The following is a 23,464-nucleotide window of genomic DNA, read 5'->3' as shown; positions in this document are numbered from 1 at the left end:
GGTTGGCGGTATACTACCGTACCGACCAATTGTTAATCTGTTGTTTGCTGCGGGATCGGACAGGCTTTGCCGTGTCCGCCCCGATGCAAACAACATGATGTAACAATTGTCGGTACTAGGTTATGTTATTCTTTTTTTTGTGAGCTTCGTAGGGGCGGGTAAGCCGCCCCTACGAAGCAGTTAAAACAAATATTTAGGGTTGGTCGTAAAGATGTTCTTCTTCCCGGTCATTGGTCAGCTTCAGTTTATCCAGGATAAAGAAGATCAGGCTTAAAATCATCCCGACCACGGCGGCCAGAACCATGCCTTTGAGCTGAATACTGCCAAAGGTAACGGCGATGCCGGATAATCCGACCACAAATACCACTGAAGTCAGAGCCAGATTACGGGATTTGCCATAATCGACCTGGGCATCAACTAGAATACGGATACCAGCGGCACCGATCATCCCATATAAAAGGAAGGAAATTCCACCGATGACCGGTCCGGGAATGGTGGAGATCAGCATCGATAATTTACCAACAAAGGAACAAATAATCGAGATAATCGCAGCTCCGGCAATAACCTGAACACTATAGACTTTGGTCACAGCCATTACACCAATATTTTCACCATAGGTGGTGGTTGGTACGGAACCGATAAAACCCGATAACATGGTGGAAAAATTATCCGCAAACAAAGAGCGGTGTAAACCCGGATCTTTTAAAAGATCCCGTCCGACAACCTTACTGGTGACAATCTGGTGACCAATATGTTCAGAAGCAATAACCAGGAGCACCGGCAAAATGATAATAATCGCTTCTAAATTAAATTGCGGGAACTGGAAGTTCGGCAATGAAAACCAGGGCGCCTCAGCCACGGCGGCAAAGGTCGCCGGACCCACCACACCGGTAATCAGGGCAGTGATGTAGCCAGCCACAATGGCGATCAGAATGGGAATAACGGCCAGAAATTTCCGGAACATAACCGATCCAAAAACCGCAAAGGCCAGGGTAACCAGAAAAACAATGACATTTTCAGGAACGATGGCGGTGACCACCTGTTCATATAGCCCGGAAGCATCGTCAAGGACATAGCTGGTGCTGCTGATAATACCAGCGGTGCTGGCAGCCGTGCCGGCCAACTCCAGACCGATTAGCGCCACTACCGGGCCCATGGCCGCAGGAGGGAGCACCACGTTGATCCATTCAATCCCGAACTTATAAATAATCCCGGCCAGGATACAGCCGCATAAACCAACGACCACAAAACCGCCGAGCGCATAAGAATAGCCCCAGGTGGCTATAACAATGCCGGCCGGAGCCAAAAAGGCAAAACTGGAACCCAGATAAGCCGGAGCCTTGCCTTTGGTGATGAACATAAATAATAGCGTCCCCACACCATTCATAAAGAGTACGATGGCCGGGTTGATTCCAAAGAGGAAGGGCACTAAAACAGATGCGCCAAACATCGCAAACATATGCTGTAAGCTTAACGGCACCAGCTTCTTCAATGGCACCTTTTCCTCCACTTGTATAATTCTTCGACTGTCCAAAAAAATTCCTCCGTTCTTTTCATTTTCCTTTGAAATTATAACACAGGAATGATGAGGCGCAAAGACTTTATACAATATAAATGCATAATAATAAAAAAATAAGAAGAAGGCTGTTGGTGAATATTTACCAGCTATCAAACCTGTGTTACAATGCAGATAAAGCGATAAAATTTTAAGGAGTGTGCGAATGAGAATTTCAGTTGATACGAAGATATATGCCGTCATCGGCGACCCCATAGCTCAAAGCTTATCCCCCCAATTACACAATGGCTTATTTAAAGAAATCGGTGTGGATGCTCTTTACCTGCCGATTGCAGTTAAATCTGAGGATTTGGAAAAACTGGTTGAGGGATTCAGACTGATGAATTTTGGCGGATTCAACATCACCAAACCCCATAAAATAGAGATCATGAAATACCTTGATCGGGTGGATCCCCTGGCCGAAAAAATTGGGGCGGTTAATACGGTGGTTTGTCATGATGGCGAAATGGTCGGCTATAATACCGACGGGTTTGGCTTTATTAAATCAATTGAATCGAAAATTGCAAAAATCCCCAAAGAGGCATTAACCATTCTGATATTAGGGTGCGGCGGCGCGGTTAAATCGGTGGCGATGGCTTTGGCTGATTGGGGAATCAAAAAAGTTATTATTGCCAATCGCACCGCCGAAAAAGCTGAAGAACTGGCAAACCAGATTAACGAAAGCTGGCCAGGGAAAGCGCAGGCCAGCGGTATGACACCCGATGCTTTGAAAAAAGCTGTGGCTGAGGCAATGGTGGTAGTCAATGGAACCAGCCTGGGGATGGCTGATACCGCAGGATCACCACTGCCCAAAGAATTGATGAAAAAAGAGTTGTTGGTTTATGATATGATCTACAGTCCGGCGGTGACGCAAATGATGAAAGATGCCAACGAAATTGGTGCCCAAACCCAAAATGGTTTGGACATGCTCTTGTATCAGGGACTGCTGGCCTTTGAATTATGGAGCGGGATTTTTCCAGATCCGGCGGTTGGGAAAAAATTACTGGAGGAAGGAATGAACACAAATGAAAAGTGAAAAAAATAAAACAAAATGCATAGCCTTGATTGGTTTTATGGCAACCGGAAAATCCACGATCGGTCCGCTGCTGGCCCGGGAACTGGAATATGATTTTATTGACACCGATGCTATGGTCGAAGCCGACCTGGGTATGAAGGTAGCGGACATTTTTACCCAACTGGGGGAAGACGTCTTCCGGGATGCCGAACATGAAGCCTTAAAAAAGGCGTTGACCATGGAAAAGATTGTCCTATCTACCGGCGGTGGGATTATTCTATTTAAAAGGAATCGAAAATTATTGGCAGAGAAAGCTTTTGTGGTCAGTTTGTCAGCCCAGCCGGAAACCATCTATGGACGAGTCAAAGATGATGATACCAGGCCCTTGCTCAAGTGTGAAGATCCGCTACAACGGATCAGACAAATATTAGCTGAACGACAGGAGTATTACGATATCTGTGATTTTAAAATTTCCACGGAAACCTGGACCGCCGAAGCGTGCTGTCAGAAAATTAGAGAAGCCTTCAGTTTTAAATAAGCCCAAAATAATAAAAAAACAAAAAAAAGTGGGGAATCCGGACAAAAAAATACACCGATCAGAGGATCGGTGCTACAATTTATTATTTCATGGCTTTCAGATCGCAAATATAGCAATCGGTCAGTCGTTGGACCGCATCGGGGTTTTTAACAGGCCAGGTGGTTTCCAGTGCCTCACAATGCCCCGTGGAGGTTTCTTCATCAAAAACAAAATCAATACAGCCATTACATTTTTTATCTTTTGTTTTTTTAATCAACTCAAGAACTGACTCATTTACGAATTCTCTGAATTCCTTATAGGCGATTGTTTTATGGTTTTCAAACATGCTCATCACTTCACCTTGCTTTCTGGAAATAAGATTATCGGAAGGGCTATTAGATTCTTTGTTAATAACCAATCCGTTATTAACATATAGTACCCCATAAATTCAAAAAAACAAGATAATATTTTGTCGTGTTTTAAATTTTAGAAAATAATTTAAAATTAAAAAAAATGATTGAAATTCTTTTTAAGCTGTGTTATTATTTATGACAGTGTCCTGTGAGGCGCTAATGGAATTTACGCCGAAGTGATGGAATTGGCATAAGCAGAGAACCCAAATCTTTGATTTGGAGTGAATCGCTTAGTTATCTCTATTGTATTAGGAGTACAATTTCCACAATTAACAAACTATTTTTTACGCCGAAGTGATGGAATTGGCAGACGTGACGGACTCAAAATCCGTTGTGAGTGATCACGTGCGGGTTCGAGTCCCGCCTTCGGCACCACTATTGCTCCCTTAGCTCAGTTGGCTAGAGCACCTGACTCTTAATCAGGGTGTCCAGAGTTCGAGTCTCTGAGGGAGCACCAACAATAGCGCATAACAGAGCCGTTTAGCGACTCTGTTTTTTTATTGCTCAATTTTTAAAATTCAAGTTATTTATGGTGCATTATGGTGGTTAAGTGTACGTTAGTAACTATAAAAATGAGTTTTCAGTCAATATATTGGTTGCAAAACCTATCGCATATCAAAGTTATGAAATTTTAAGATTTACATTATTTCAATTTGACGTATAATAAACTTATCATATATAGAGAGCCAATTTTATATAAAAATGAAATGCTTGTGTTCGGCAAAGCTATTTTCATCCAAAGTGAGGTAAGGTAGGAGATATAAATGAAAATAGAAGATTTAAAAGCGTTCTACGAAAAAGATGTTGTATTTTTAACCCAACATGTGATTGAGCGGTGTAAGCAGCGCGATATACGCCCAAAGCATATACGAATTGCAGTAATGACTGGTAAAATAGTCGAAGACTATCCAGATGATTATCCGACACCAAGTTGTTTAATACTTGGTTATATTTCGCCTGGCATTCCCCTCCATGTTGTAATTGCCAGTAACCGGGAATCCGCAAAAATTGTAACTGCCTATTATCCAGATAAAGATAAATGGGAATCGGATATGATAACAAGAAAGGAGTGCTTGAAATGAAGTGTTTAAGCTGTAAAAACGGAAATATGGAAGCTTCTACCACGACTTACTTTGCAGATCTGAAGAACTGCATCATCATCATCAAAAAAGTCCCTTGCCACAAATGTGAACAATGTGGAGAAATTTTATTTTCAACTTCTGTTGCTGAAAAGCTGGATGTTCTGATGGATAAGGCTGAAGCTCTGGCAAGCGAATTGACAATTATGGAGTATGACAAAATCGCATAAATAAGAAATACCATCCAGGTGCTCACAATAGCCGAACAGATTCAATCTATTTCCAGAAAGAGTGGTTTACTTAATCGATGGTTTAATTAACCATTGGCAATAATTAAGGCGTAGTGGGCTCTTGAGTATTGGTTGTTTAACTGATATAATTACACGCAGTTAAAATTATTAACTAAAAATCTAAAGACACCCTAAGGTGTCAAAAACTTGAGGAGCAGAGCAAATGGAATCAACAGAGAAAAATGCGTGTTCTTATTTAAACTGTGGTTTTAATATCTGTGGACAATGTCCAGACATGGATGTATTAAAAAATCCCTATAAAGAAACCGGCTGTATTTACTACAAAAATAAGAATATTCATACAGATGATAAAAAAAGCGAGTAAAAAGAAAACACCGAAAGGTGTTTTTTTTTCGTCGTAGGACAGATTAAAAAAATCATAGCCGTTGCATTTGCAACGGCTATAAACCCTAACCCTGGATCTAATAGGAACATACAAACGAGGTAGTGATACCAATTGATTTAAAATAATTGTTAGGTAATTCGCTTTTTTAGTAGTGGATTATTAACTAATCAGCTAAATGGATAATACAAAAAGTGATAAAGAAACCCAGCGCCGTCACAATCGCAGTGAAACGTCCGCTTATTTCAAACGCTTCTGGCAGCTCCTTATTTGATAGCATCGCTAAAATAGCCCCGGCGGCGATGGACAGATTGATGGCGATGACATGCGGCGAGGCTCCGCCTAAAAGCCCATAGCCGGCAGCTGCCGCAAGTATTGCGGCGAAAATAGTGACGCCCCAGATCGATAGGATATAAAAATTAGAGCGGCCGGAGTTTTTCATATCAATAGTGCCAGAAATACCTTCAGGTAGATTGCTCAGTAAAACCGCAATCATCATTGAAAGACCAATACTTTCTTCAGCCGCTAAACCAATTCCGATAGCCAGGGATTCCGGAATTCCGTCTAAAACAAAACCAAGCAGGACGGTGGAACCAGAGTCGCGGCGGAGGGTTCCGGTTTGACGGAGCGGGTCAGGCGCTTGTTCTGAGTCACGGCGAAAATAAGCATCGGCACGATCGATTAAATAGTCGCCCAGCACAAAAAGCAGGGTTCCGCTCAGGAAACCAATCGAAACCGAGGCAAAACCCCCAGATAAAAAAGCGTTTTCCATCAGATCGAAGGTTAATGAAGAAATCATGACCCCGGAGCTGAAGGCTAAAATTGCGCCCAGCAAACGGGTTGGAATGTTGAGATAAATACCAATAAGCGCCCCAATGAAGAGGGTGGAGCCGCTTACTAAGCCATAGAACGCTGCCATAGCCATCGGAAAGAACCTCCTTATTGACTGTTATTTGCGAATCAGGGAAAAGATGATAAAGAATTGCAGTAAACAGTTGTCGTTTAATTGAGTTTAACACCGATTAATCAGAGTTGTCAATGAAGAAGTCAATGAAGCATATGAGGGTTCCTGAAACAAGTAAAATAAACGGAGATCCGATCAAAAAAACCTAATCCTTTTATTTTATCCCAATGAATGTTACCATATTCATAATTCATATAAAAAACCACGAGGTGCACAAATGAACGATTTAATAACAACAGTTGAAGCCTGTTTTAATCAAAAAATATACAAAATCATCCTAAGTAAACCAAGATCAAAAACAAGCGACTACAAAAAAATAGTCATCAGTCACATAAAAGAAGCCTACCATCTGGAAAAATTTACCGCCACCCAGGTGTTTAATGAGAATCTGTCTACCGGGCAGCTAAGCGAATTCCTCAACCAATCACTGAAACATGATTTTTTGCAATATAACGCCTGGGATGATCAATTCGAATATATCATTCAGATCAGCAAAAAAGGGAAGCCTTCAATGACTAGAAAAGCGGTCAAGGAAGCCCCCGCAAAAGCTAACACCCACAACCGCAAAAAAAACTACATCCTCCAGGAAGGCGTCGTTATCGCCCCACTGGTGGATATGGGAATCTTCACCAAAGAAGGCAAGGTGGTGAAGACGATGTATGATAAATTCCGCCAGATCAACCGCTTTGTGGAAATCATCGACGACGAAATAAAAAATCTTGCCCCCGAAGCCGAGCTTAATGTCATCGACTTTGGTTGCGGCAAGTCTTATCTAACCTTTATTCTATATTATTACCTGACTGAAATAAAAAACATCAAGGTTCGGATGGTAGGACTGGATTTAAAAAGCGATGTCATTGACCAATGCAATGCCAGTGCCCAAAAATACGGCTACGATAATCTGACTTTTGAATTGGGGAATATCGATGCCTATCAAACCAGCTTTCCGGTAGATATGATCATCACCCTTCATGCTTGTGATACCGCCACCGATTTTGCCCTGTACAATGCCATTAAATGGAATGCCAAGCTGATTTTTTCGGTGCCCTGCTGTCAGCACGAGCTAAACGCCCAGATGGAAACCGCAGAACTGAGTTTGCTGACAAAATATGGCATCATCAAAGAACGAACCGCCGCCCTGATCACCGACGCCATCCGCAGCGGTCTCCTTGAAGCCTGTGGCTATAAGGTTCAGCTCCTGGAATTCGTCGATCTTGCCCACACCCCCAAAAACATCCTGATCCGTGCCAAAAAGACCCCATCAACAGAAAAAAGAAAAGCCCAGGCGCTAGCCGAAGTAAAAACCACGATGCAGGCATTTTCCTTAAAGCCTACCCTCTTTCAGCTCCTTGAAACAGATAAACTCATCAATTCTAATAAAAATTAAATGTAACATCGGTCAAAAGATGATATAATAAAAAATCAGTTAGAAGACAGAAAGAAATCTTACAATTATTATAAACTAACGCAGTACCGACAAGTGTTACATCTTGTTGTTCGCTTCGGAGCAAACAACCACTTATTAACCGGTTCGGTACGATAATGATCAAAAAACCAGATAATTAAGAAAAAATTTATAGATCAGGAGGCAAAGTGGATGCTGACAACCTTTATACATACAGGTGATTTTCATTTAGGTCGCCCCTTTACCTTTTTGCAGCAAGGAAACTATTACGGCAAAAATAAAAGAAAAGAATTATGGAAAGCCTTTGATGAGATGATCGCATACGTCAAAGAAGAAGAAGTTCCGCTTTTGCTCATTGCCGGAGATTTGTTTGATAGCGTCAATGTACTCACCATGGATATTAAAAGAGCGGCCGAAGGATTGGCCAGTCTCGATAAAACCTGGGTGGTCATCATTACCGGAAACCACGATTATCATGGCGACAGCTCGCCCTACAAAAAAGTTGAGTGGTCCAGCAATGTCTACATCTTTAAAGAAGATGTGTTCCGATCCGTTTATATCAAAGAACTCAATACCGAAATTTTTGGCATGTCCTGGGTAAAAAACGAGTACCGGGCTTTTCCGGAGCGCTCCTTTAACAGCATCAAGCTGGACGACACCCGCTATAACATCTTAATGGTTCACGGCGAAGTGACGAATCAAAGTCTCTATCTGCCCATTGATTTAAGATTGATCGAAAAGAAAGGGTTTGATTTTATTGCCCTGGGACACATCCACAAACCCGGACTGACCCCCGGGGGTGCCGCTTATTGCGGATCACCGGTGCCCCTTAATTTTGGCGAAACGGGCGAACGGGGATTTTTAATTTCGCAGGTCAAAATCGATTATGAAAACCAGACCTTTATGACCAGCAGTGGGTTTAATCCGATCGAGTCAAGAAAATATGAAACCATCGAAATTCAGATTACTCCGGAAGATGCGTATCATGATATCATCAAAAAAGCGATCAGCTGCGATACCGAAACAAACCGCCAGCAGAATTACTATCGCATTCGTTTTACCGGCTATATTAATCCGGAAATTCAAATGGATTGGATCAACGATGATCTGGAGGAATCTTTTTATTATATCGAGACAGACATGGCTAAACTGGAACCGGATATCGATCTGGAACTGCTGATTCGCGAGAATCAAAACAATCCCATCGGTCAGATTCTGAGCGAACTGGAAAAAATAGCAGAACCGGAAGTCCGGAAGAAAGCGATCATTTACAGCATCGAAGCAATGATCAGCGAGGGGGTTTTAAAATGATCATTAAAACCTTAACAATCAAAGCTTTTGGAAAATTTAAAGACCAGACGATTGAACTGAAACCGGGTCTTAATCTGATTTACGGCCGAAATGAAGCTGGTAAAACAACGGTTCAGACCTTTATTCAAGGGATGTTTTTCGGGTTTTACAAACCCTATCGAAAAAAGAAAACCTACAGTGAAGAATACGAAAAATATATGCCGTGGAGTCAATTTGACTACAGTGGTTCGTTGGTTTATGAGATCGACGGCCGGGAAATCCGGCTGGAACGGAATTTTCTAAGAGCCAAAGATTCGTTGTTCATTTACGATAACACCACCGGGAAAATAATCAACGATCAATTCAAATATGATGGGGTCGTTCGTCAGCATCTGCCCCTGGGAAACCAGGGGATGACCTCGGTTATTTACAATAACACCGTCAATATGCGCCAGACCGCCTTTGATAACGAGTCCGGCAGCCAGGATGAAGTCCGCGATTCCTATATCGAAATGCAGAATTCCAGCGGCATCGAGATTAATTTCAAGGGTATTGCCAGACGACTGGAAGAAAAAAAGAACAATATCGGTCGTTCCGGTCAGAGCAAGTCGAGAATCGGCACGGCCATCCGAGAGCGGGATGAACTCCAGGAACTGTTAAAAGAAGCCGAGGCGGCCTATGCTAAGGTGGCCGAAAACCAGGAAAAGATCACCCAAAATCAAAAGAAAATGAAACGCATCGAAACTGAAAATGACTATCTGAGTCAGGAATCCGTCGTCAAGCGAAAAAAAGAATTGCTACAATCCTATGAAAAAATAAACAAACTGGAAAAAGAAAACAATCGCCTGTCAAAAATAATCAGAGAAGACCAGATCTTTGAAGGCTATAACTACAAGAACCTGGAAGGCTTAAAAGCGACTTCGAATCAGATCGGACGGCTCAGCGATCAGATGGACTACATCGAAAAGGAAATGGCCGACGCCACGGAACATTTAAAAGCCATCCGCCAGAAAGAAGACTCCAAACGCAGTTCACTGGCGGGACATGTGTTAGAAAATATTGCCGAAGATTACGAAAACTTCAAAAAAGATCAAACTGAAGTGGCAGCAGTCGATACGAAATCTAATATTATCATTAATATCATTGCGACGCTGGTAACGTTGCTGGGGATGGGACTGGTCGGACTGGCCAATATGGGTCTGATGGGTAGCAGTCAGGGAATTGAGAACCTGTCATTAACGGTCGGCGTGACCCTGGCCATTGTGGGTGTCGTCGGTTTGAGCTTCGGCATCTCGGCAACCCTTAAAAAGCGGAGAATTTTAAGAGAAAAACAATTAATCCCAATTCAGGAAGAGATCCTGGCCAAGTATAACGTAAAGGATGGTCCCAGTTTTGATAGCTTCTACAAAAAAGCCGTCAGAAATCAGAAAGAACTGGAACAGATGCAAAACGAATGCGAATTAGTTATTGTTCAGCATTCCCGTCATCAGGCCGGGTATGAAGTGCTGTTCGAACAGCGCCGCGGAATTATGCGCGAGCTCGAGAAAAAACTGGCCGGATATGATGTCAAAAACATCGCCGATTATGAAGAACGGTGCGAAAAAGGCCAGCAGCTGGAAGAACTGAAAATCCGTTTCAACGGGAACCTGCGGCTGTTGGAGAATCTTCTGGAAACCGTCAATGGCGGAAAAACAGATGATGGACAGTCAGTTTGGCAGAAAGCCTCACCAAAATCCGAAGAGCTGTTAATGCTGGGAAAAGAAATCGCCCGGCTGGAAGGGGAAAACAGTGCCCTCACCGATGGTATCGGTCTGCCGGTGGAAATTCAGGAGACCATAAAATCGCTGGATGCTCAGATTCAGGCCTTTGATACCGAAATCAAAGCCTGTAATGCCGCCCTGGAAGTGCTGGAAGGCATTCAGATCGACAGCCATCTGGAGTCAGCACCGGAGCTGAACAAAAATATCGGAAAAATTCTGGAGACCATCACGCAGCATTATAAAGGGGTAAAAATTGATGAAGCCATGAAACTTAAGGTGGTGGATCCCAGTGGCGGTGATTTTAAAGATGCCGAACAATTAAGTGCCGGTACCATGGATCAGGTTCATTTTGCCTTCCGTTTTGGAATCGGAGAATGCATCAGTCAGGAGATGCCCTTTATTTTGGACGAACCCTTTGCGCGGTATGATAAGCAGCGAAAAACCCAGGCGCTTAAACTGCTCTCGGAACTCAGCAGCAAACGTCAGGTCATCCTTTTTACTTGTGACGGTGATGAAGAAAACCTGTTAAAAGCCTCGGGAGCCCCTTATCATAAAATAAGTCTATAAAAACTGCGTAAATAATTTAAAAATAATGACCAAAGACCTTGCTAATAGGGCAAGAAATCCTTTACAATAATAGTAGCAAGTATAAATAAGGAGCGTGTTCGATGAAATTAAAACGAGTTAGAGACCTTCTCGAAGCGGTTGTTTTATCCGGAGAGAGCCATCTTGAAGAAGATGTTCAGTCTGGGTTTGGCTGTGATCTCATGAGTGATGTCCTGTGTTTTGCCAAAGAAGATGCCATTCTGCTCACCGGTCTGGTCAACAAACAAGTGCTGAACACTGCCGATATGGCAAATATGAACAGTGTTATCTTTGTCAGAAATAAAATGCCAAGTCAGGAAATGATCGACATGGCCAAAGAACGCAATCTTCTGGTTATGTCGACCAAGTACATTTTATTTGAATGCTGCGGCATTCTCTATAAAAATGGTCTTAAAGGAGCTCACCTTAGATGAGTTACGAACTCATCTTTGATGTTAAACGTGGCGATTTTGACACCGCCGGTGAAGCCTCAAGAAAAATCAAACGAACGCTCCAGCAATTAGGGGTTTCCAATAAGGTGATCCGGAAGGTGTCAATTGCTGGTTATGAAGGTGAAATGAATTTAGCCATCCATTCATCGGGCGGAAAAATCCTACTGGAAGTGGGCGAAGAAGAACTGGTTCTGACCATTGAAGACTCCGGGCCGGGGATTGCCAATATCGATCTGGCGATGACCGCCGGCTGGTCGACCGCCGGTGATGAAGTCCGGCAAATGGGTTTTGGTGCCGGAATGGGCTTGCCTAATATGAAGAACAACGCTGACAATTTTCAAATCTCATCAAAAGTTGGAGAGGGTACAAAAATTGTCATGAAATTTTTAGTATAAACAGGAAGAAGGGGGACATATGGAAAATTTACTTCATTCTGTATACCTTGATGAGGAAAAATGTCTGGGCTGTACCACCTGTCTCAGAAGCTGTCCCACCGGAGCCATCCGGGTTCGTGGTGGGAAGGCGATTATCAATGAGTCCAAATGCATTGACTGCGGCGAGTGTATTCGGATCTGTCCGCATCACGCCAAGCTGGCAAAAACAGATCCGCTGTCAAAAAAGGATAACTTTAAATATACCGTTGCGATGGTGGCTCCGGCCATTATTGGCCAGTTCAAACCTAAGTATTCCATCGATCAGATTCTCTCGGCAGTCAAAGCCCTGGGCTTTGATGAGGTCGTGGAAGTGGCCTATGGCGCCGAGGTTGTTGGCCAGGCGCTAAAATACGAGTATCACGCCAAACGTTATCCACGCCCGCTGATTTCATCAGCCTGTCCAGCGGTGGTCAAGCTGATTCAGGTGCGCTTTCCCGAGCTTACCGATAATATCTGCCGCTTAAAATCGCCGATGGCGATGACGGCCAGACTGGTCAGAAAACGGATCCGAGAAGAGGGGAACTATAAAAACGGCGATGTCGGGGTTTTTTTCATCACCCCCTGCGCAGCAAAAGCCACCATGGTTAATAACCCGTCTTCCAGCGAGTATGACAAGTACGACCAGATTGATGGCGCCATTGCCATCAAAGACATTTACAGCGATATTTCCAGTCAGATCAGCACCTGTCCGATCCAGGAAGGGATTCATAATACCACCCCCGAATCCTGTACCTGGGCCTTGTCCGGCGGAGAAAGTGACTACCTGAAAAACAAAAACGTACTCCATGTTGATGGCATTCAAAATGTCATCAACGTTCTGGAAGAAATCGAATGTGGCAAACTTGATACGATCGAGTTTTTCGAAGGGCTGGCCTGTATCGGTGGCTGCGTCGGTGGCTGTCTGACCGTCGAAAATAATTATGTGGCCAAAATGTACATCCAGGATCGAACCAAAACAATGAAACAGACCTCGATTGTGCACATGCCAGATGAATACGTCAAAAGTATTTATAATTCCGGGATGATGCACATCAAAGAGCGGATTCTACCCAGGAGTCCCGAACCCCTGGATCAGGATATTAATAAAGCGATTGAAAAGATGCGGCAAATTGAAATACTGGAAGATAAACTTCCCGGTCTGGACTGTGGTTCCTGCGGCTCGCCTGGTTGTCGGGCGCTGGCCGAAGATATTGTCGCTGGAAAAGCCAAAGAAATCGATTGTGTTTTCATCTTAAAAGACCGGGTTAGAGACCTCTCCGTCTTAACCAATGAACTCTTGCAAGTGGAACACCCTACCGAAAAACCCCTGATCAAAAGAGAATAAAAAATAAGAAATATCTCTATATTTTCTGTTCGTAGGGGCGATCAGTGATGACCACGGGGTCAGACTCTCGCCCGCAACAACTGATTAATGATAACAAACCAAAGGAGAATAGGAATGAAGGTTAGTGAATTATTAGAAAACAAGGAATTCAAGTGTCTCAATCCCCAGGTTGGAATCGAAGGGGTGATTCAAAGTGGCTACGTCGGCGACTTATTAAGCTGGGTTATGGCCAATGCTGGCAATGGCTGCGCCTGGGCGACCATCCAGACCCATGTTAATATCATCGCCGTGGCAACGCTCCTGGAAATGACCTGTGTCATTATTCCCGAAGGTGCCGAAGTGGAAGAAAGCACCCTGGAACGGGCCATCATCGAAGATATCCCGATTATCACGACCGGTCTTAACGCCTATGAAGTCTGTAAAATTTTAGGAAACGCCGGCATCTAAAATGGATAAAGTAGCCATAGATCTGCATATTCACTCCCTCTTATCTCCTTGTGGTGAAGAAGAGATGACCCCCAATAACATTGTGAATATGGCTCTCATCAAAGAACTGGATTTTATTGCCGTAACCGATCATAATACCGCCAAAAATTTACCCGCAGTTATGGCAGTAGCCAAAGAAATGGCCAAAGAAACGGAAAAAGGTCTTTGTATTCTCCCTGGGATCGAAGTGACTACCAAAGAAGAAGCCCACATTCTGGCTTATCTGCCAACCCTGGAAGCCGCTATGGAACTGGATCAGATCATTTATCAGCATCTGCCCGATGTGATGAATGAAAAAGCATTATTCGGGCCTCAGACGATTATGGATGAAAATGATCAGATCATCGGCGAAGTCGATAAGCTCCTGATTTCAGCCACCGACATCGGCGTTGATCAACTCTTTAAAATCGTCACCGATCTCGGCGGGATTCTGGTTCCTGCCCATATCGACCGAAAATCTTATAGTCTCATTTCATCGCTGGGTTTTATCCCCCTGGAATTGGATGTAAAAACCTGTGAAGTTTCAAAAAAAGAGACCTTCGAAAACGTCAAAAAAAACTTCCGCTTCTTTAAAGACTATCAGTTTATCCATGGCTCCGACGCCCATCAGTTAGAAGACATGGCCGAGCGAGAATTTTTTCTGGAACTCCCGGATATGAGGCGGCAAACGCTGATTCATTATCTGGGTTAAATTGAATAAGTAGTACCGACAATTGTTACATCATGTTGTACGCATCGGGGCGAACACGGCGAAGCCTGTCCGAACCCGCAGCGAACAACAGATTAACAATTGGTCGGTACGGTAGTTAGCCGTGAACTTTATAGGTATTTTTCTAAATACCTACTTTTTTTGCGTAAAATTATTACACTTAATTTCCAAAAAAAATAAATGAGTAGAAATTTTACCTCTAAAATCGACAAAGTTAAAGGTTTTCATTAAAATTCGGGGTAAATAGAGTAAAAAATTTATCTGTTATAAATATAACGAAATGTAACGTTATATGTTATAATGACTTCGTTAGAAAATATGCAATCAAAAGCGTAAAGGTTTGCATGATTTAATTAGGAGGTTTGAAAATTGGCTGAATTAATACCAGTTGAAAATTTGGACGTAGTAAAGGCAATAGTCGCTGAGCACAGAGAAGTACCAGGTTGTTTAATGCAGATTCTGCAGGAAACACAGCTTAAGTACGGCTATTTACCTCTTGAACTACAAGGAACCATTGCAGACGAGTTAGGGATTCCCTTAACTGAAGTCTACGGTGTGGCAACATTTTATTCACAATTTACACTTAAACCAAAAGGAAAATTCAAAATTGGGATCTGTTTGGGAACCGCTTGTTATGTTAGAGGCGCCCAACCAATTATTGACAAAGTTAACAGCTTTCTGGGAACACAGCTTGGCGATACAACTGAAGATGGAAAATGGTCAGTTGATGCAACACGATGTGTTGGCGCTTGTGGTTTAGCTCCAGTAATGATGATTAACGAAGAAGTATTTGGGCGTTTGACCGTAGATGAAATTCCAGGAATCCTAGAAAAATACTAGTCAACAGTTATGAAAGAATTGTCCCTTCATATATTAGATATTACTCAGAATTCCATCAGAGCACAGGCAAAGCTTGTTAAATTAGTGATTGTTGAATCCTTGGCAAACAATGAACTCACCATCATTATCGAAGATGACGGGTGCGGAATACCGGCCGATAGGCTTCATAATATCACCGATCCATTTGTGACGACCCGAACAACCCGTAAAGTTGGTCTGGGTTTATCGCTATTCAAAGCAGCAGCGGAAGCATGCGGCGGATATTTTGAGATAAGCTCAACTCCCGGTGTCGGAACAAAGGTGGTTGGAAACTTCATGCGAGATCATATCGATCGTGCCCCCCTGGGGAATATGGCCGATACGATCCTCACCATGGTAATGTCTTTTGGAGAGACAGATCTTAACTACCAACACGACTGTAATAACCGATTATTTGTTTTTAATACACGAGAAATTAAAGAGACCCTGGAAGTTGAATCTTTAAACGAACCGGAAATTCTTAATTGGATTCGGGAATTCGTTTCGGAGGGTCTTGAAGAAATTATGGAGGAAAAAATTTATGGCAAAGTCCTTAGCAGAACTAAAAGCGATTCGTGATAAAAAATTAAACGAAATCAATTTACGACACGGCAAAAATGGTTACCGTGTTGTAGTAGGAATGGCAACATGTGGTATCGCTGCCGGCGCCCGACCAGTAATGGTTAAATTGATGGAAGAAGTGGATGCAAAAGGTTTAGTCGACGTTACTGTTGCTCAAACTGGATGTATCGGATCATGTCGATTGGAACCAATTGTAGAAGTTTACGATGCCAACAATGAAAAAGTAACCTATGTACACATGACAGCCGAAAAGGTTGCACGAGTTGTAGATGAACACTTGGCTCAAGGCAAAGTGGTCAGTGAATATACCATGACTGTGGTTGATGGTAAAGTCATTGATCCAACGGTTAAGGGTTAATTGAGGAGGAGAAGAGCAGATGGCATATAAACGTTCGCAGATACTGATTTGTGGTGGTACAGGATGTACGTCCTCAGGATCCATGATATTAGTAAAAGAATTAAAAAAAGAACTCGTAAAACACGATATACTTGATGAAGTTGAAGTTGTTGCAACCGGTTGTTTTGGTTTGTGTGAACTGGGACCAGTTGTTATTATTTACCCAGAAGGTACATTCTACAGCCGCGTTGAAGCAGCAGATATCCCCGAAATGGTCGAAGAACACCTTGTCAAAGGTCGTCCATTAGATCGACTGATTTACACCGAAAAAGGTGATGGACATCACCCACTGTCAATTAATGAATTAGGATTCTTCAAAAAACAAAAACGTATTGCATTAGCAAATTGTGGCGTTATTAATCCCGAAAACATTGATGAATACATTGGCTTTGATGGTTACATGGCACTTGAAAAAGTACTGTTAACCATGACCCCAGTTGACGTTATTAATGAAGTTAAAGCTTCCGGTCTTCGTGGTCGTGGGGGCGGAGGTTTCCCAACTGGTCTTAAATGGCAGTTTGCCCATGATGCAGTATCAGAAGATGGTATCAAATACGTCGCCTGTAACGCTGATGAGGGTGACCCCGGCGCATTCATGGATCGATCGGTCTTAGAAGGCGATCCCCATGCCTTAATCGAAGCGATGGCGATTGCTGGTTTTGCAGTTGGCGCTTCTAAAGGTTATGTATATGTTCGGGCTGAGTACCCAATCGCTGTTAACCGTCTCCAAATTGCGATTGACCAGGCAAAAGAATATGGTTTATTAGGCGAAAACATCTTTGATACTGATTTCTCCTTTGACCTTGAAATTCGTTTAGGTGCTGGAGCTTTCGTATGTGGTGAAGAAACAGCATTAATGAACTCTATCGAAGGTAAACGTGGTGAACCGCGTCCACGTCCGCCATTCCCAGCCAACAAAGGTTTATTTGGAAAACCAACCGTTTTAAATAACGTAGAAACCTATGCAAATATTCCTGCCATTATCTTAAAAGGCGCCGAATGGTTTGCAGCAGTAGGAACCGAAAAATCTAAAGGAACAAAAGTATTCGCACTGGGTGGAAAAATCAATAACACCGGTCTATTAGAAATCCCAATGGGCACAACCCTGAGAGAAATCGTATTTGAAATCGGTGGTGGTATTCCCAACGGTAAAGCTTTCAAAGCAGCTCAAACCGGTGGACCATCAGGCGGATGTATCCCTGCTTCTTTATTAGATACAAAAATTGATTATGACAACCTGATTGCCATCGGCTCAATGATGGGTTCTGGTGGACTCATCGTCATGGATGAAGACAACTGTATGGTTGACGTTGCCCGTTTCTTCCTTGACTTTACCCAGGACGAATCCTGTGGTAAGTGTCCTCCTTGCCGTATTGGAACCAAAAGAATGTTAGAAATTCTGGAACGAATCTGTGACGGTAAAGGGATTGAAGGCGATATCGAACGATTAGAAGAACTGGCAGTCGGTATCAAAGCTTCAGCTCTTTGTGGATTGGGACAAACAGCTCCTAACCCTGTTCTTTCAACCATTCGTTATTTCAGAGATGAATATGAAGCACATATCAATGATAAAAAATGTCCAGCCGGCGTATGTAAACATCTGTTAGACTTCACAATCGATCCCGATACCTGTAAAGGTTGCGGAATCTGTGCTAAAAAATGTCCTGCAGACGCAATTACTGGTGAAAAGAAAAAACCATACATTCTTGATGCCGAAAAATGTATTAAATGTGGTGCCTGTATTGAAGCCTGTCCATTTGGCTCCATTTCCAAGGGTTAATTTAGGAGGTCATTAGAATAATGAAAGAAGTAACATTTAAAATAAACGGTCAGGAAATGACTGTTCCAGAAGGAACAACCATTTTAGAAGCTGCCAGAATGAACAACATCGATATTCCCACCCTCTGTTACCTCAAAGATGTTAACGAGATTGGTGCCTGTCGGATGTGTGTTGTTGAGATTGCCGGAGCTAGAGCCTTACAGGCAGCTTGTGTTTACCCAGTTGCCAATGGCATCGAAGTACTGACAAACTCTCCATCAGCCAGAAGAGCAAGACGTGTGAATCTTGAACTGATCCTCTCAAACCATAATCGCGAATGTACAACCTGTGTTCGTAGTGAAAACTGTGAATTACAAACATTAGCAACTGATTTGGGTGTTTCCGAAGTTCCCTTCGAAGGCGAAAAATCAGGAAAATTAGTTGATGATAAATCAGACTCAATTGTCAGAGATGAAAGCAAATGTATTCTTTGTAAACGGTGTGTTTCTGTTTGTGGAAATGTCCAAAATGTTTCTGTTCTGGGAACTGTTGGCCGAGGCTTTACATCTCAGGTTCAGCCTGTCTTTGGAAAATCTTTAGCAGATGTTGGATGCATCCGATGCGGACAATGTATCGTCAACTGTCCTGTTGGGGCTTTAAAAGAAAAATCAAGCATTCAGGAAGTTTGGGATGCAATTGCCGATCCAACAAAAACTGTTATCGTCGAAACAGCACCTGCAGTTCGAGCATCACTGGGCGAAGAATTTGGATACCCAATGGGAACTCCTGTTACCGATCAAATGGCGGCAGCCCTGAGACGACTTGGATTTGATAAAGTATTTGATACCGGCTTCGGTGCCGATGTTACCATTATGGAAGAAGGAACAGAGCTTCTTGGTCGTGTTACCAACGGCGGTGTTCTACCAATGATCACATCATGTTCACCAGGTTGGATTACATACATCGAAACCTACTACCCAGAATTTTTACCTCATTTGTCAAGCTGTAAATCACCACAGCAGATTACTGGTGCATTACTAAAAAGCCATTATGCCGAAACAAATGGCATTGATCCTAAAGACATGGTAGTTGTTTCAGTTATGCCATGTACAGCAAAAAAATACGAACTTAAACGAGAAGAATTAAAAGTCGATGGAATTCCTGATGTTGATATTTCCATCACAACTCGTGAATTAGCTCGGATGATTAAAGAAGCCAGAATTATGTTTGATAAACTTCCTAAAGAAGATTTTGACGATTACTATGGTGAATACACTGGAGCAGCCGTTATTTTTGGTGCTACCGGTGGTGTAATGGAAGCTGCAGTAAGAACACTAGCTGATATCTTAAACAAAAAAGATATTCAGGAAATTGACTACGAAATGGTTCGTGGTGTTCAAGGAATCAAAACAGCAACTGTTGATGTAACCCCTGATCTGGCAGTTAAATTAGTAGTTGCCAGTGGCGGAAGCAACATTGATAAAGTTATGAAACAATTAAAAGCTGGCGAATTAGCTGATACCCATTTCATTGAATTAATGGGATGCCCAGGCGGCTGTGTTAACGGTGGTGGCCAATCCATTGTGTCGGCAAAAGACAAAATGGATGTTGATATCCGCGCTGAAAGAGCTAAAGCTCTTTATGTGTCAGATGCAAAAATCACAAAATATCGTAAATCACACCAAAGTCCAGCGGTTATCCGTATTTATGATGAATATTTGGGAGAACCGAATGGTCATAAATCGCATCACTTATTACACACAACTTACAGCAAAAAACCAAAATTGGTTTAATCGCTAAGTTTAATAAGAGATAATAGTATAAACAAAAAAGACCCAATAATGGGTCTTTTTTTGTGTTATAATAAGGCATAATTCTACAATAACAGGAGCAAAACATGGAAAGCATTAAGGGAACGGTGGAGCACATCGTCTTTAGAAACACAAGCAACGGCTACACCGTCGCTCATTTTGATATCGACGGCGATCTGGTCACCGTGGTTGGCAATTTCGACGAACTGAATCACGGGGAATACTTAAAACTCAGCGGCTACTGGACCGAACATAAAAACTACGGCGATCAGTTCACTATGGAAACCTATGCCATGGAAATCCCCACCTCCAGCGAGGGCATTATCCGCTATCTGTCATCCGGTATTCTGCCCGGTATCGGTGAAAAAACTGCCAAAGCCATCGTTGCCCGTTTTGGTGAAGAAACCCTGGATATCCTGGATAATAATCCCGAGCGCTTATCCGAAATCAAAGGCATCGGCAAGAAAACCCTCGATGGCATCAAAGAAGTCTATCACGAACAGCGGGAAGTCCGGCAGATCATGATCCAGATCCAGGACTATGGTATCTCTGCCAACTGGGCAATGAAGCTCTACAAGACCTATAAATTCGACACGATTTCGGTGTTGCTTAATAACCCATATCAGATGATTGACGATATCCGCGGCATCGGTTTTAAAATCGCCGACCAGATTGCCAACCACCTGGGCTTTGAAGAGAACAGTCCCGGTCGGATTCTGGCCGGGATCAACTATTCACTGGGAGAATGCTATAATCGCGGCAATACCTATATGACCGAAGCCGAGCTGATCCAGACCAGCTCGCGGATTTTAGGGGTAGCCGAGGACGAGATCACCGCCCAATTGGGCGAACTGGTTTTAATGGGACGGATCATCTGCGAAGACGTGGCCGACCAGCGGGTATACTATCCCCGAAATCTCTACGAAGCTGAAGATAATGCCGCCCTGGCGATGGCCAGAATCAGCCAGATGACCTATAAAATTGCCGACATCAACATCGACGCCAAGGTCAAAGACTACGAACGGGATGTTGCAATCACCCTGGATAATAAACAGCGTGAAGCCATCGCAGCGGCAATGGACAATGGGGTTATTATCATCACCGGCGGACCGGGAACCGGTAAAACCACGATTATCAACGGCATCGTTCGAATTTTTACAGATCTCGGTCTGAAAACCGTCCTGGCAGCTCCCACCGGCCGGGCGGCCAAGCGCATCACCGAAACCACCGGCAATGAAGCCAAAACCATCCATCGTCTGCTGGAATATGAATACAGCCAGGACGATGACTTTCCCAGCTTCAGCAAGGACGAAACCAACCCCCTGGATGTTGACGCCATCATCGTCGATGAATCCTCGATGATTGATATCCTGCTGATGGACAGTCTGCTGATGGCTCTCCAGCCCGGCACCCGGCTGATTATGGTGGGGGATGCCGACCAGCTACCCTCCGTCGGCCCGGGAAATGTCTTAAAAGACATCATCGAAAGCGGTGCCATTAAGGTGCTCAGTCTCGATCGGATCTACCGCCAATCAGAAGAAAGTATGATTTCCGTCAATGCTTATGAAATCAACCACGGTCGGATCCCGGATATCAACAACGACTCGGATTTTTTATTCCTCAATAAAAACGACGGTGACAAGCTGCTGCGAGATATCCTGGAACTGGTTACCAATCGACTGCCGATCGCAAAAGGGTTTGACAGTATCCATGACATCCAGGTGATCTCCCCGATGAAAAACGGCAAGGTCGGAGTCATCAACCTCAACCGGGAACTCCAGGCTGTCCTCAATCCGCCCCGGGAAGACCATGCTCAGCGGGAATTTGGGATGGTCATTTACCGGGAGGGCGACAAGGTCATGCAGATCAAAAACAATTACCGGATCAAGTGGGATGATACCCTGTCGCTAGAACAGGGCGAAGGAATCTACAACGGTGATATCGGCATCCTCGAAAAGATCAGCAGCCGCGATAAATCTTTTGCGATTCTCTTTAACGACGGCAAGCGGGTGACTTACGACTTTGACCAGATGGACGAAATCACCCACGCCTATGCCATGACCGTCCACAAAAGCCAGGGCAGTGAGTTTCCCGTGGTCGTCATGCCGATCGTCGGCGGCCCACCGCTCTTTCTCAACCGGAAACTGCTGTATACCGCCGTCACCCGGGCAAAAAGACTCCTGATCCTGATGGGCAACCAGTACGTCTTCCGCCAAATGATCAAGTCCACCGAATCCCAAAACCGTCAAACCGCCCTGCGCAACCGCATCATCGCCTACATCAACCACCCAATGCTATAAGCAGGGCGTGACATGGGGATGTTACACCTGTCAGCCCGTCGGGATGATAGGCGAAATGTCCCCATGTCATGCCCGGGCAATTCAGTAAGGACGAAAAGTTGAGCACTAGGGGACGGTTTTTCTTGTGCTTTCCTCATTATTTCAATAAATAGTGCACAAAAGAACTGTCCTCTTGTGCGAAACGGTTTTTTGCGAAGCAATCGCCATAAAGTGAGGTAACCATGAACCTGAAACAAACCTTCCTGACTTTCCTCGAGAACAATCTCTTCCTTAAAAACGGCACCTGCCCCATCTGCGGTAAGGTGCTTTTTGTAACTGACCGGTTTTTATGCCATCACTGCGAAGATGATCTTCCAATCATCAACACACCCACCTGTGTCCAGTGCGGACGACCTGTTTTTACCGCCAATCGTGATGTGTGTACCCCCTGCGCCAAACTCAAGCTGCCCTTTGCCGGTGGTTATGCCCATCTTAATTATCAAAACTCTGGCAAAAAACTGGTTCATGCCATCAAATTCAAAGATCGCCCCCACCTGGGCATCTGGGTTGGTACCCAAATGGGGGAGGCGATCGCAAAGTGCCAGTGGATCAACGACGTGGATTTGATCATCCCTGTCCCCCTGCATCGCAACCGCCAGTCAGAACGGGGCTATAACCAGAGCGAAAAGATTGCCCGGGGTATTCATGACGGTCTATGTCAGAAAATGTCCAAAGTGCCGGAATTGGCCACGCAAATCCTCATCCGTAGCCGCAACACCCCCCATCAGATCGGCCAGGGACGGGAAGAACGACTGCGCAATCTCACCGGTGCTTTTAATGTTGAAACCATCGAGGCCATCCAAAATAAAACCATCCTGTTGGTTGATGACGTCCTCACCACTGGTGCCACTCTGGCCGAAACCAGCGCCACCCTCCTGGAAGCCGGAGCCGCCCAGGTCTGCATCGCCACCCTCTGCGCCGTCGCAGAATAGGATTAAAGATTCTTAAAAAGACCCGTCAGGGGTCTTTTTTTGTGGCGAATCTTAATAAATAATGGTATGATGAACCTAATCTAAGTAAAAAAATTGGGATAAGCACTGGGGGACGGTTTTTCTTGTGCTTTCCTAATTATTCGATAAAAAGTGCACAAAAGAACC

At 43.8% G+C, this 23,464-nt stretch carries 23 protein-coding genes and 2 tRNA genes; 22 read left to right on the top strand and 3 right to left on the bottom strand.

Going from position 1 to position 23,464, the window contains the following annotated elements:
* Positions 1 to 193: 193 nt before the first annotated feature.
* Positions 194 to 1,534: a uracil permease gene (gene uraA, locus Q7J41_RS14755; protein ID WP_304889199.1), complete on the bottom strand. Its 1,341-nt coding sequence runs from the start codon at positions 1,532 to 1,534 to the stop codon at positions 194 to 196.
* 187 nt (positions 1,535 to 1,721) lie between these two features.
* On the opposite strand from uraA, the gene Q7J41_RS14750 reads away from it, so the two are divergent.
* Both Q7J41_RS14750 and Q7J41_RS14745 read left to right on the top strand, forming a co-directional pair.
* Positions 1,722 to 2,591 (top strand): shikimate dehydrogenase, encoded by an 870-nt coding sequence (locus Q7J41_RS14750; protein WP_304889198.1) that lies wholly within the window; start codon positions 1,722 to 1,724, stop codon positions 2,589 to 2,591.
* A complete protein-coding gene (locus tag Q7J41_RS14745) occupies positions 2,581 to 3,108 on the top strand; it encodes a shikimate kinase (RefSeq protein WP_304889197.1) in 528 nt (175 codons plus the stop codon). Before Q7J41_RS14750 ends, Q7J41_RS14745 begins: the two co-directional genes overlap by 11 nt.
* An 82-nt stretch (positions 3,109 to 3,190) precedes the next feature.
* On the opposite strand, the gene Q7J41_RS14740 is transcribed toward Q7J41_RS14745, so the two are convergent.
* Entirely contained in the window at positions 3,191 to 3,439 is a 249-nt protein-coding gene (locus tag Q7J41_RS14740; protein WP_070370029.1) for a hypothetical protein, read from the bottom strand.
* Positions 3,440 to 3,788: 349 nt separating this feature from the next.
* Here Q7J41_RS14740 and Q7J41_RS14735 point away from each other — a divergent pair.
* From Q7J41_RS14735 to Q7J41_RS14715, 5 genes are all read left to right on the top strand, one after another.
* Positions 3,789 to 3,875: transfer RNA gene (locus tag Q7J41_RS14735), tRNA-Leu, on the top strand.
* 5 nt (positions 3,876 to 3,880) lie between these two features.
* Positions 3,881 to 3,957 (top strand) — tRNA-Lys (locus Q7J41_RS14730).
* Between the two features lie 307 nt (positions 3,958 to 4,264).
* Positions 4,265 to 4,582, top strand: coding sequence for a DUF4258 domain-containing protein (locus Q7J41_RS14725; RefSeq protein ID WP_304889196.1), 318 nt, complete (start codon positions 4,265 to 4,267; stop codon positions 4,580 to 4,582).
* A complete protein-coding gene (locus Q7J41_RS14720; protein ID WP_304889195.1) occupies positions 4,579 to 4,809 on the top strand; it encodes a type II toxin-antitoxin system MqsA family antitoxin in 231 nt (76 codons plus the stop codon). The genes Q7J41_RS14725 and Q7J41_RS14720 overlap by 4 nt, the downstream gene beginning before the upstream one ends.
* 223 nt (positions 4,810 to 5,032) lie before the next feature.
* Positions 5,033 to 5,194: a hypothetical protein gene (locus Q7J41_RS14715; RefSeq protein WP_304889194.1), complete on the top strand. Its 162-nt coding sequence runs from the start codon at positions 5,033 to 5,035 to the stop codon at positions 5,192 to 5,194.
* 184 nt (positions 5,195 to 5,378) lie between these two features.
* Here Q7J41_RS14715 and Q7J41_RS14710 read toward each other — a convergent pair whose 3' ends face one another.
* Entirely contained in the window at positions 5,379 to 6,137 is a 759-nt protein-coding gene (locus Q7J41_RS14710) for a ZIP family metal transporter (protein WP_304889193.1), read from the bottom strand.
* A 256-nt stretch (positions 6,138 to 6,393) separates the two neighbouring features.
* Here Q7J41_RS14710 and Q7J41_RS14705 point away from each other — a divergent pair, with 256 nt between their 5' ends.
* From Q7J41_RS14705 to Q7J41_RS14635, 15 genes are all read left to right on the top strand, one after another.
* Positions 6,394 to 7,563: an SAM-dependent methyltransferase gene (locus Q7J41_RS14705; protein ID WP_304889192.1), complete on the top strand. Its 1,170-nt coding sequence runs from the start codon at positions 6,394 to 6,396 to the stop codon at positions 7,561 to 7,563.
* 210 nt (positions 7,564 to 7,773) lie between these two features.
* On the top strand, positions 7,774 to 8,892 hold the full coding sequence (locus Q7J41_RS14700) for a DNA repair exonuclease (RefSeq protein WP_304889191.1): 1,119 nt from the start codon (positions 7,774 to 7,776) through the stop codon (positions 8,890 to 8,892).
* Entirely contained in the window at positions 8,889 to 11,198 is a 2,310-nt protein-coding gene (locus Q7J41_RS14695; protein ID WP_304889190.1) for an ATP-binding protein, read from the top strand. The genes Q7J41_RS14700 and Q7J41_RS14695 overlap by 4 nt, the downstream gene beginning before the upstream one ends.
* A 101-nt stretch (positions 11,199 to 11,299) precedes the next feature.
* A complete protein-coding gene (locus Q7J41_RS14690) occupies positions 11,300 to 11,650 on the top strand; it encodes a hypothetical protein (protein ID WP_304889189.1) in 351 nt (116 codons plus the stop codon).
* On the top strand, positions 11,647 to 12,063 hold the full coding sequence (locus Q7J41_RS14685) for an ATP-binding protein (RefSeq protein WP_304889188.1): 417 nt from the start codon (positions 11,647 to 11,649) through the stop codon (positions 12,061 to 12,063). Before Q7J41_RS14690 ends, Q7J41_RS14685 begins: the two co-directional genes overlap by 4 nt.
* Positions 12,064 to 12,082: 19 nt before the next feature.
* The gene (locus Q7J41_RS14680) at positions 12,083 to 13,426 is read left to right on the top strand and encodes a [Fe-Fe] hydrogenase large subunit C-terminal domain-containing protein (RefSeq protein WP_304889187.1); all 1,344 of its coding nucleotides are present in this window, start codon (positions 12,083 to 12,085) and stop codon (positions 13,424 to 13,426) included.
* A gap of 114 nt (positions 13,427 to 13,540) precedes the next feature.
* Positions 13,541 to 13,873 (top strand): AraC family transcriptional regulator, encoded by a 333-nt coding sequence (locus tag Q7J41_RS14675; protein ID WP_304889186.1) that lies wholly within the window; start codon positions 13,541 to 13,543, stop codon positions 13,871 to 13,873.
* Between the two features lies 1 nt (position 13,874).
* Positions 13,875 to 14,603: a PHP domain-containing protein gene (locus tag Q7J41_RS14670; protein ID WP_304889185.1), complete on the top strand. Its 729-nt coding sequence runs from the start codon at positions 13,875 to 13,877 to the stop codon at positions 14,601 to 14,603.
* 387 nt (positions 14,604 to 14,990) lie between these two features.
* Positions 14,991 to 15,461 carry an NAD(P)H-dependent oxidoreductase subunit E gene (locus tag Q7J41_RS14665; protein ID WP_304889184.1) on the top strand — a complete coding sequence of 157 codons (471 nt, stop codon included), beginning with the start codon at positions 14,991 to 14,993 and terminating at the stop codon, positions 15,459 to 15,461.
* 9 nt (positions 15,462 to 15,470) lie between these two features.
* The gene (locus Q7J41_RS14660; RefSeq protein ID WP_304889183.1) at positions 15,471 to 16,058 is read left to right on the top strand and encodes an ATP-binding protein; all 588 of its coding nucleotides are present in this window, start codon (positions 15,471 to 15,473) and stop codon (positions 16,056 to 16,058) included.
* Positions 16,021 to 16,419 carry a ferredoxin gene (locus tag Q7J41_RS14655; RefSeq protein WP_304889182.1) on the top strand — a complete coding sequence of 133 codons (399 nt, stop codon included), beginning with the start codon at positions 16,021 to 16,023 and terminating at the stop codon, positions 16,417 to 16,419. The genes Q7J41_RS14660 and Q7J41_RS14655 overlap by 38 nt, the downstream gene beginning before the upstream one ends.
* A gap of 19 nt (positions 16,420 to 16,438) precedes the next feature.
* Positions 16,439 to 18,238: an NADH-quinone oxidoreductase subunit NuoF gene (gene nuoF / locus Q7J41_RS14650; protein ID WP_304889181.1), complete on the top strand. Its 1,800-nt coding sequence runs from the start codon at positions 16,439 to 16,441 to the stop codon at positions 18,236 to 18,238.
* A 20-nt stretch (positions 18,239 to 18,258) separates the two neighbouring features.
* Positions 18,259 to 20,010 (top strand): NADH-dependent [FeFe] hydrogenase, group A6, encoded by a 1,752-nt coding sequence (locus Q7J41_RS14645; RefSeq protein WP_304889180.1) that lies wholly within the window; start codon positions 18,259 to 18,261, stop codon positions 20,008 to 20,010.
* Positions 20,011 to 20,114: 104 nt separating this feature from the next.
* On the top strand, positions 20,115 to 22,328 hold the full coding sequence (locus tag Q7J41_RS14640; RefSeq protein WP_304889179.1) for an ATP-dependent RecD-like DNA helicase: 2,214 nt from the start codon (positions 20,115 to 20,117) through the stop codon (positions 22,326 to 22,328).
* Positions 22,329 to 22,549: 221 nt separating this feature from the next.
* A complete protein-coding gene (locus Q7J41_RS14635) occupies positions 22,550 to 23,299 on the top strand; it encodes a ComF family protein (protein WP_304889178.1) in 750 nt (249 codons plus the stop codon).
* The last annotated feature ends 165 nt before the right edge of the window (positions 23,300 to 23,464 follow it).

The sequence above is a fragment of the Acetobacterium sp. genome, from assembly GCF_030652775.1.
In the GTDB taxonomy this organism is placed as follows: Bacteria; Bacillota; Clostridia; order Eubacteriales; family Eubacteriaceae; genus Acetobacterium.
Note: the sequence above shows the minus strand (reverse complement) of the source record. Positions and strands in the feature narration are given on the sequence as shown.